Origin of the sequence: Albidovulum sp., assembly GCF_041919395.1 — a bacterium.
Classification (GTDB): domain Bacteria; phylum Pseudomonadota; class Alphaproteobacteria; order Rhodobacterales; family Rhodobacteraceae; genus Albidovulum.
In genome coordinates this window covers 1-7,025 of the sequence record NZ_JAYRTX010000129.1, presented here as the reverse complement: position 1 = coordinate 7,025, position 7,025 = coordinate 1, and the positions used below count along the sequence as shown (strand labels likewise).

At 68.9% G+C, this 7,025-nt stretch carries 5 protein-coding genes, 1 pseudogene and 1 riboswitch; of the genes and pseudogenes, 2 read left to right on the top strand and 4 right to left on the bottom strand.

Going from position 1 to position 7,025, the window contains the following annotated elements; all coding sequences use genetic code 11:
* The 4 genes and pseudogenes from ACMUOO_RS15830 to ACMUOO_RS15815 form a co-directional block, all read right to left on the bottom strand.
* A pseudogene (locus tag ACMUOO_RS15830) lies at positions 1 to 375 on the bottom strand (precorrin-3B synthase); the annotation flags it as partial.
* Positions 372 to 3,614, bottom strand: a complete 3,243-nt coding sequence (cobN, locus tag ACMUOO_RS15825; protein WP_413855712.1) for a cobaltochelatase subunit CobN — start codon at positions 3,612 to 3,614, stop codon at positions 372 to 374. The gene cobN and the pseudogene ACMUOO_RS15830, both read right to left, overlap by 4 nt.
* A gap of 9 nt (positions 3,615 to 3,623) precedes the next feature.
* Positions 3,624 to 4,673 carry a cobalamin biosynthesis protein CobW gene (gene cobW / locus ACMUOO_RS15820; protein ID WP_301920090.1) on the bottom strand — a complete coding sequence of 350 codons (1,050 nt, stop codon included), beginning with the start codon at positions 4,671 to 4,673 and terminating at the stop codon, positions 3,624 to 3,626.
* Positions 4,674 to 5,033: a DUF1636 domain-containing protein gene (locus tag ACMUOO_RS15815; RefSeq protein WP_301920104.1), complete on the bottom strand. Its 360-nt coding sequence runs from the start codon at positions 5,031 to 5,033 to the stop codon at positions 4,674 to 4,676.
* A gap of 101 nt (positions 5,034 to 5,134) precedes the next feature.
* Positions 5,135 to 5,368, bottom strand: a riboswitch (cobalamin riboswitch).
* Positions 5,369 to 5,405: 37 nt separating this feature from the next.
* Here ACMUOO_RS15815 and cobO point away from each other — a divergent pair.
* Positions 5,406 to 6,038 (top strand): cob(I)yrinic acid a,c-diamide adenosyltransferase, encoded by a 633-nt coding sequence (gene cobO / locus ACMUOO_RS15810; RefSeq protein WP_301920091.1) that lies wholly within the window; start codon positions 5,406 to 5,408, stop codon positions 6,036 to 6,038.
* Between the two features lie 265 nt (positions 6,039 to 6,303).
* Positions 6,304 to 7,025, top strand: a 722-nt coding sequence (locus ACMUOO_RS15805) for a cobyric acid synthase (RefSeq protein WP_413855711.1), incomplete at its 3' end; no start/stop codon positions are given.

Below are 7,025 nucleotides of genomic sequence, written 5' to 3'. Positions count from 1 at the left end.
CGCATCGGCCAGCGCATCGGCAATCGGAACGTTCGGATAATGATCCGGGTCGCCGAGAAAGTGCGGACGGACGGGATTCACGAGGATGTTCCGCCGCGCTTCGTTTTCGGCATTCTCATCGACCAGATCGAGCGCCATCAGTTCGGCGATCAGGTCGGGGTGAGATTTAGGTGTGACGCCGCGAATGTTGATATTGGCGCGGTTCGACAGGCTAAGATAGCCGTTGCCATGGCGGATCGCGGCCGCTGCCAGCCCTTCTGCCTGAGAAGCGGTCAGGCTGTTGTTGCGAGGGCGGACCCGCACCACGAGGCCGTCGCCCGACATCATCGGGCGCAAGGCACCGGGGCACCAGCCCTGGATGACCGGGGCGCTCATCGTGCCGCCCCGATGGCGGTCGAATTGCGGCGCGTGACCCAGAGCCCGGCCTCCCGCAGCGCGGCGAAGCGGTCGCGGAGCGCGGCGAGCGCGCCGGGGTTCTCGCGTTCCATGAAGGCGACGAGATCGTCCCGGCCCAGCGTCGCGTCGTGGTAAAGATCGAAAAGGTGCGCGGGCACGGCGCGGGCGAGATGCGCGAAGGCCGCCATGTGGTCGAGCGTCGCGGCGATCTCGGCCGCGCCTCGGAAGCCGTGGCGCATCATCCCGTCGGCCCAGGCCGGGTTCGCCGCTCGGGCGCGGACCACGCGGGCGATTTCCTCGGGCAGGGTGCGGGCGCGCGGATCGTCGGGCCGGGTCGCGTCAAGGTGATAGAGCGCAGGCACCGCGCCGCCAAGCCGCGCGACGGCGGCGGCAAAGCCGCCCTCATGCGCGGCATAGTCTGAGGCCAGTAGCAGGTCGGTCTCGGTCAGGTCCTGGACATGGACGAAGCCGTCGGCGCCTTTCACCTGCGCCTCCAGCGCCGCACGGGCGGGATGCGCCACGCCTGAAGCATCGATCGCCCATTCGGAGCCCGCAAGCCATGCCTCACCGGCGGCCCGCTGCCCCTCCGGTCCGTAGTCCTCGATGGCCTCGCCCATGGCGAGGCCGTATAGGCCGGGTTTCGGCCCGAAGACGCGCGGGGTGGAGCGGAGATAGGGGTTGTCCTCTGCTGCTTCGTCGCGCCCGGCAAGCGCCGTGGCGGCGGCTTCGAAGAGCTGGGCCAATCCGGGAAATACGTCTCTGAACAGTCCGGAAACCCGCAAGGTGACGTCAATCCGTGGGCGGCGCAGCAGCGCGAGCGGGATCACCTCGAAGCCCGAAACCCGCTCCGACCCCTCGTCCCATTTCGGGGAAAGGCCGGCAAGGTGCAGCGCCATGGCGAATTCCTCGCCCGCCGTCCGCATCGTGGCCGAGCCCCAGAGATCGACGACCAGCGATCGCGGCCAGTCGCCGTGGTCCTGAAGGTGGCGGCGCAAAAGCTCCTCGGCCAGCTTTACGCCCTGCGCATGGGCGGCGCGCGACGGCACGGCGCGGGGATCGGTGGTGTAAAGGTTGCGGCCCGTGGGCAGCACGTCGCTTCGCCCCCGGAAGGGCGAGCCCGATGGCCCGGCCTCCACCCGCCGCCCGTTCAGCGCGGCCAGCAGGCCCGCGCGCTCCTCCTTCCCGCACTGACCGGTGCCGAAGATGTGCAGCCCGTCGCCGTATCGGCTTTCCTTGATGTCGCAGACGAAGCGGTCGATCCGGGTGATCGCCTCGGCGGGCGAAGCGTCCTCGGGGATGCCGAGATCGACCTCCACGCCGCGTCCGCGCGCCTCGTCGCGGATGGCGGCGATCAACCGTTCGCGGCGGCCGGGGTCGAGCCCGTCGGCGGTGGAATATTCGTCCAGAAGCCGTTCAAGCCGGTTGAGGTCTTCCGGCACCGCGCTTTCCAGCAAGGGCGGCGGCAGGTGCCCGATGGTGACCGCACCGATGCGGCGCTTGGCCTGCGCGGCCTCGCCGGGGTCGTTGACGATGAAAGGGTAGATGACCGGCAGGTCGCCGGTCAGCGCCTCGGGCCAGCATTCCGCGGACAGCGCCACCGACTTGCCGGGCAGCCATTCCAGCGTGCCATGCGCGCCGATATGAACGAGGGCATGAAGGCCCTGCGACCTGAGCCAGAGGTAGAAGGCGACATATCCGTGGCGCGGGGTGCGTGAAAGGTCGTGGTAGTCGTCCGCGCGGGTCTTCACCTCGCCGCGCTCGGGCTGGAGCGCGACGAGCGCGCGGCCCCGGCGGATGGCGTGGAAGCGGAAATGACTGTCGGCCACTGAAGGGTCGTGGACCGGGTCGCCCCAGGCGGAAAAAAGGGCGGCGCGGAGTCCAGGAGGAAGCGTCGAGACAGTGTTTCCGTAAGCCGATACCGGCCATTCCACGGTTTCCTGCATCAGCGCATGCCCGAGGTCTTCGCCTGGCCCCGCGGTATGGCCCGCTGCGGCGAGCGACGCGAGGATTTCCTCGGCCGAGGCCAGCGCGTCGAGGCCGACGGCGTGGGCCAGTTGATGCGACTTGCCGGGATAGGTCGAGAGGACGAGGGCGAGCCTCCGCTCTTCCGCCGGGGTTGTTGCAAGACGATGCCAGCCCGCGACGCGGTCGCCAATGGCGGCAATCCGGTCGGCGTCGGCACGGTGGGCGAAGCGGGAATATTGCAGGTCGGGGTCGCGGCGCGCCGGGCTCTTGAAGCTCGCCACGCCGGCGAAGAGGCGGCCGTCGACCTCGGGCAGGACGACGTGCATGGCAAGGTCGGCAGGTGACAGGCCGCGATCCGCCGCCACCCAGTCGCGCCGCCGCGCGGTGGACAGCGCGACCTGGAAGACCGGGCAGCCGGGCGCGTCGAGAGGCGAGGGGGTGCCGTCTGCCCCCTTCGCCGAAAAGGCGGTAGCGTTGACGATGGCGGCAGGACCCAGACGCGCCAATTCGGCGCTGAGCCAGCCGGCGGCGGCCGTGTCCTTGAGCGAGGTGGCGAAGGCGCCGATGGCGGCGAAACCCCGCGCCTCCAACGCCGCGATGAGCTTGTCGACCGGGTCGGTATCCGCCGAGGTCAGGTAGCTGCGGTAGAAGGTGACGACGGCGAGCGGGCGGCCGGTCGCCTCGGGCCCTGGCACGACGCCCTTGCCGGGCAGGTACCAGCCGAAGGCGGGCACGGTCTTGTCGCCGGCCACCGGGCCGGCATAGAGGCCGGCGGCGAGCGCCAGCTGCTGCAGCGCGGCCTGGGCCGCGACGGCACCGCCGGCATCGCAAAGGGTCTGGAGCCTTCGCAGGGTCGATTCCGGCAGGGTGGACAGCGCGTCGAGCCGAGCATCCTCGCGCCCGTCGGCAGGCAGGACGGCGAGCGCGATGCGCTTGCGGCGACAGAGGTCCTGCACCTGCGCCAGCCCGTAGGCCCAATAGCCTTCACCGCCGATGAGCCGGATCAGGATGCCCTTCGCGCCGGAAAGCGTCCGTTCCACATAGGTATCGACCGACAGGGGATGGCGGAGCGCGACGAGATTGGCGAGCCTGAGGGTAGGCAATGATGCCTTGCCGCGTTGCCACCCGGCCGCGAAGGCGCCGAGGTCGCTGTCGGAGAAGGACAGCACCACCAGCTCGGCCGGGGACTGGCCGAGGTCGGTCGGTGTGTCGGTCTCCTCGAGCCCGTGGCTCTCGCGGAAGATGACATGCATCGGCGGCCCTCAGACCTCCTGCGCTTCGGGCATGAGTACGGAATGGATGGCGACCGGATCGACATGGTCGTGCTCGCCGATGACGATGAGCCGCGTGGCCCGCGGCGTATCACCCCAGGGCCGGTCGTACTGCGCGCGCACACGTTCGCCCACCGCCTGGACGAGCATCCGCATCGGCTTGCCCCGGACGGCCACGTAGCCCTTCACGCGAAGGATGTTCTGCTCACGCGCAAGCCGCACGATGTCGTGCTTCAACGCCTCGGGATCGGTGACTTCCGGCAGTTCGATCACCACCGTGTCGAAATCGTCGTGCTCGTGGTCGTCGGCCCCGTCGTGATGCGACGGACGGGCATGCAGGTCGTCCTCTGCGGCAGCGTTCAGACCGAGAATTACGGCCGGGTCGATCCGCCCCTCCTCCATCGCGAGGATCGGCAGCCTTCGCGGCGCCTCGGCCTCCACCACGGCGCGCGCGGCGGCAATGCCCGCCTCACCCGCCAGGTCGGCCTTGGTCAGAAGAACGATGTCTGCGCAGGCGATCTGATCCTCGAAGACTTCGGAAAGCGGGGTCTCGTGGTCAAGCGAGTCGTCGGCCGCGCGCTGCGCCTCGACCGCCGCCACGTCGGGCGCAAAGCGGCCCGCCGCCACCGCCTCGGCATCGGCCAGCGCGATGACGCCGTCCACGGTGATTCGCGAGCGGATCGCCGGCCAGTCGAAGGCCTTCAGGAGCGGCTTCGGAAGCGCAAGGCCTGACGTCTCTATCAGGATGTGGTCGGGCCGCACCGGTCGCGCCATCAGGGCCTCGATCGTCGGAATGAAATCGTCGGCGACGGTGCAGCAGATGCAGCCGTTGGCCAGTTCGACGATGTTCTCCTCGGGACAGTTCTCGTCGGCGCAGGATTTCAGGATCTCGCCGTCCACGCCGACCGAGCCGAATTCGTTCACCAGCACGGCGAGCCGCCTGCCTTGCGGGTTCTGCATCAGGTGGCGGATCAGCGTCGTCTTGCCCGAGCCGAGGAAGCCGGTGATGACGGTGACGGGGATCTTGTTCAGGTCTGCCATTCAGCTCTCCATCGGGGGGATGCGGGCAAGCGACTGCTTGCGGAAGATCACGGGGCGCTCGCGCCAGGGAACGAGGCCATCAGGCGAGGCGGCATAGGCGGCCGCGCCGGCAAGGATGTCGGCCACATGCGTGTCGGGGTCCAGTCCGCGATAGACATAGGACCAACGCCCCGGCCCCGTCAGCGCGATGTTGCAGCCGTGATCGCAGGCGGAGAGACACTCGACCGGCTCGATCCGAACGCCGGCCGGTGCGCCTGCGGTGCGCAACGCAGCAAGAAGCCTTGCGCCCGGGGCCTGACCGCCCTCGGCGACGGGGCGGCCCGCCGTGCAGGTCGTGCAGACATGAAGCGTCACGCGCACTCGGGTCATTCCTTCCTTTTGGGGGAGGCGCCTGCGAAGGGCGGGTTGCAATGGCTCACCCATGCGCGCCTGCCCCGAGCCGGTCGCGGAACCCCCCGTCCGCCGTCACGTCTCGCGCTGGCAGGTCTCCCGGCTTGCGGATGTCGGGGCGCTCCCAGGGGAACCCCCCGGCGGCCCTCCCGCCTTCCCGGTTCGCACCAGTGGCTTTGGGGGACCTCTCCGGTCACGGTCGCGGGGGCGGCTGCGCTTCGGCGTCGCGCCCCGATGGGTCGCAAAGCCGGTCGCATTCCCTCTTCGCCTGCCCTAAGACAGGAACCAGCGCCGCCTCACCTGAGGCATGAGGCCCTGTCTTGTCAAGCAACGGAAGGGACCATGACCGACCCAAAAACGACCGACCCCGCGGATGACCTAGCGCGCCATGCGCAGAAGATGGCGAAGAAGAAGGCCGCGCGCGACCGGATCATGGCGACCAAGGAGGGCGAGAAGGGCCTGATCATCGTCCATACCGGCGCGGGCAAGGGCAAGAGTTCCTCCGGTTTCGGCATGATCCTGCGCTGCATCGCCCACGGGATGCCCTGCGCCGTGGTGCAGTTCATCAAGGGCGCCTGGGACACTGGCGAGCGGCGCCTGATCGAGAGCCACTTCGCCGACCTCTGCCAGTTCTTCGCCATGGGCGAAGGGTTCACCTGGGAGACGCAGGACAAGGAGCGCGACATCGCCGCGGCCAGGCGCGGCTGGGAAAAGGCCAAGGATCTGATCCGGGACGAGCGTAACCGGATGGTCCTGCTCGACGAGATCAACATCGCGCTGCGCTACGACTACCTGCCGGTCGACGAGGTCGTCGCGTTCCTCAAGGAGGAGAAGCCGGCGATGACCCACGTTGTGCTGACCGGGCGGAATGCCAAGGAGGAGCTGATCGAGATTGCCGATCTGGTGACCGAGATGACGCTGGTGAAGCACCCGTTCCGGTCCGGGATCAAAGGCCAGAAGGGCGTGGAGTTCTGAGCTGAGGACCGGGGGCGCCGCCCCCCGACACCCGGAGTATTTTAACCGCAATGAAAGACACAATGGTTCACGCTCGGTGTGCGGTACAGGCGGGAGCGCCAATGACCGCCCACAGTGAAAGCATCCCGTCTCCCCGGAGCAATCCGCCCGAGGCGGGATGCCCCAACCTGGCGCCGATCCGGCGCGTCCTGCATTTCATTGTGGCAATAAATACTCCCGCCGGGGGCTTCCGAGCGCACCGCATGACCGGCCGTGGAGTGTGGCGGTGACCGCGCTGATGGTCCAGGGCTGCGGCTCGAATGTCGGCAAGTCGCTGCTGGTCGCCGGACTCTGCCGGGCGGCGCGCCGGCGGGGGCTGTCGGTGGCGCCGTTCAAGCCGCAGAACATGTCGAACAACGCGGCGGTCACCGTGGATGGCGGCGAGATCGGGCGGGCGCAGGCGTTGCAGGCGCTGGCCTCGGGGTTGGAGCCGCACACCGACATGAACCCTGTGCTGCTGAAGCCCGAAACCGACACCGGCGCCCAGGTGGTGGTGCAGGGACGGCGGCTGACGACAGTGCGCGCAAGGGACTATGCGGCGCTGAAGCCGACACTGATGGCGCCAGTGCTCGAAAGCTTCACGCGGTTACGTGCATCTCATGACCTCGTCATCGTCGAGGGCGCGGGCAGTCCGGCGGAGGTGAACCTGCGCTCGGGCGACATTGCCAATATGGGCTTCGCGCGGGCGGGCGGCGTGCCGGTCTTGCTCGTTGGCGACATCGACCGCGGCGGCGTGATCGCACAGATAATCGGGACGCAGGCCGTGCTCGACGCCGCGGATGCGGCGATGGTGTCGGGTTTCGTCATCAACAAGTTTCGCGGCGATCCTACGCTCTTTGACGACGGCTACCGGCTGATCGAGGCACGGACCGGCTGGCGCGGCTTCGGCATCGTGCCGCATTTCGCGGCCGCCGCGAAGCTGCCGGCAGAAGATGCGCTCGACCTCGG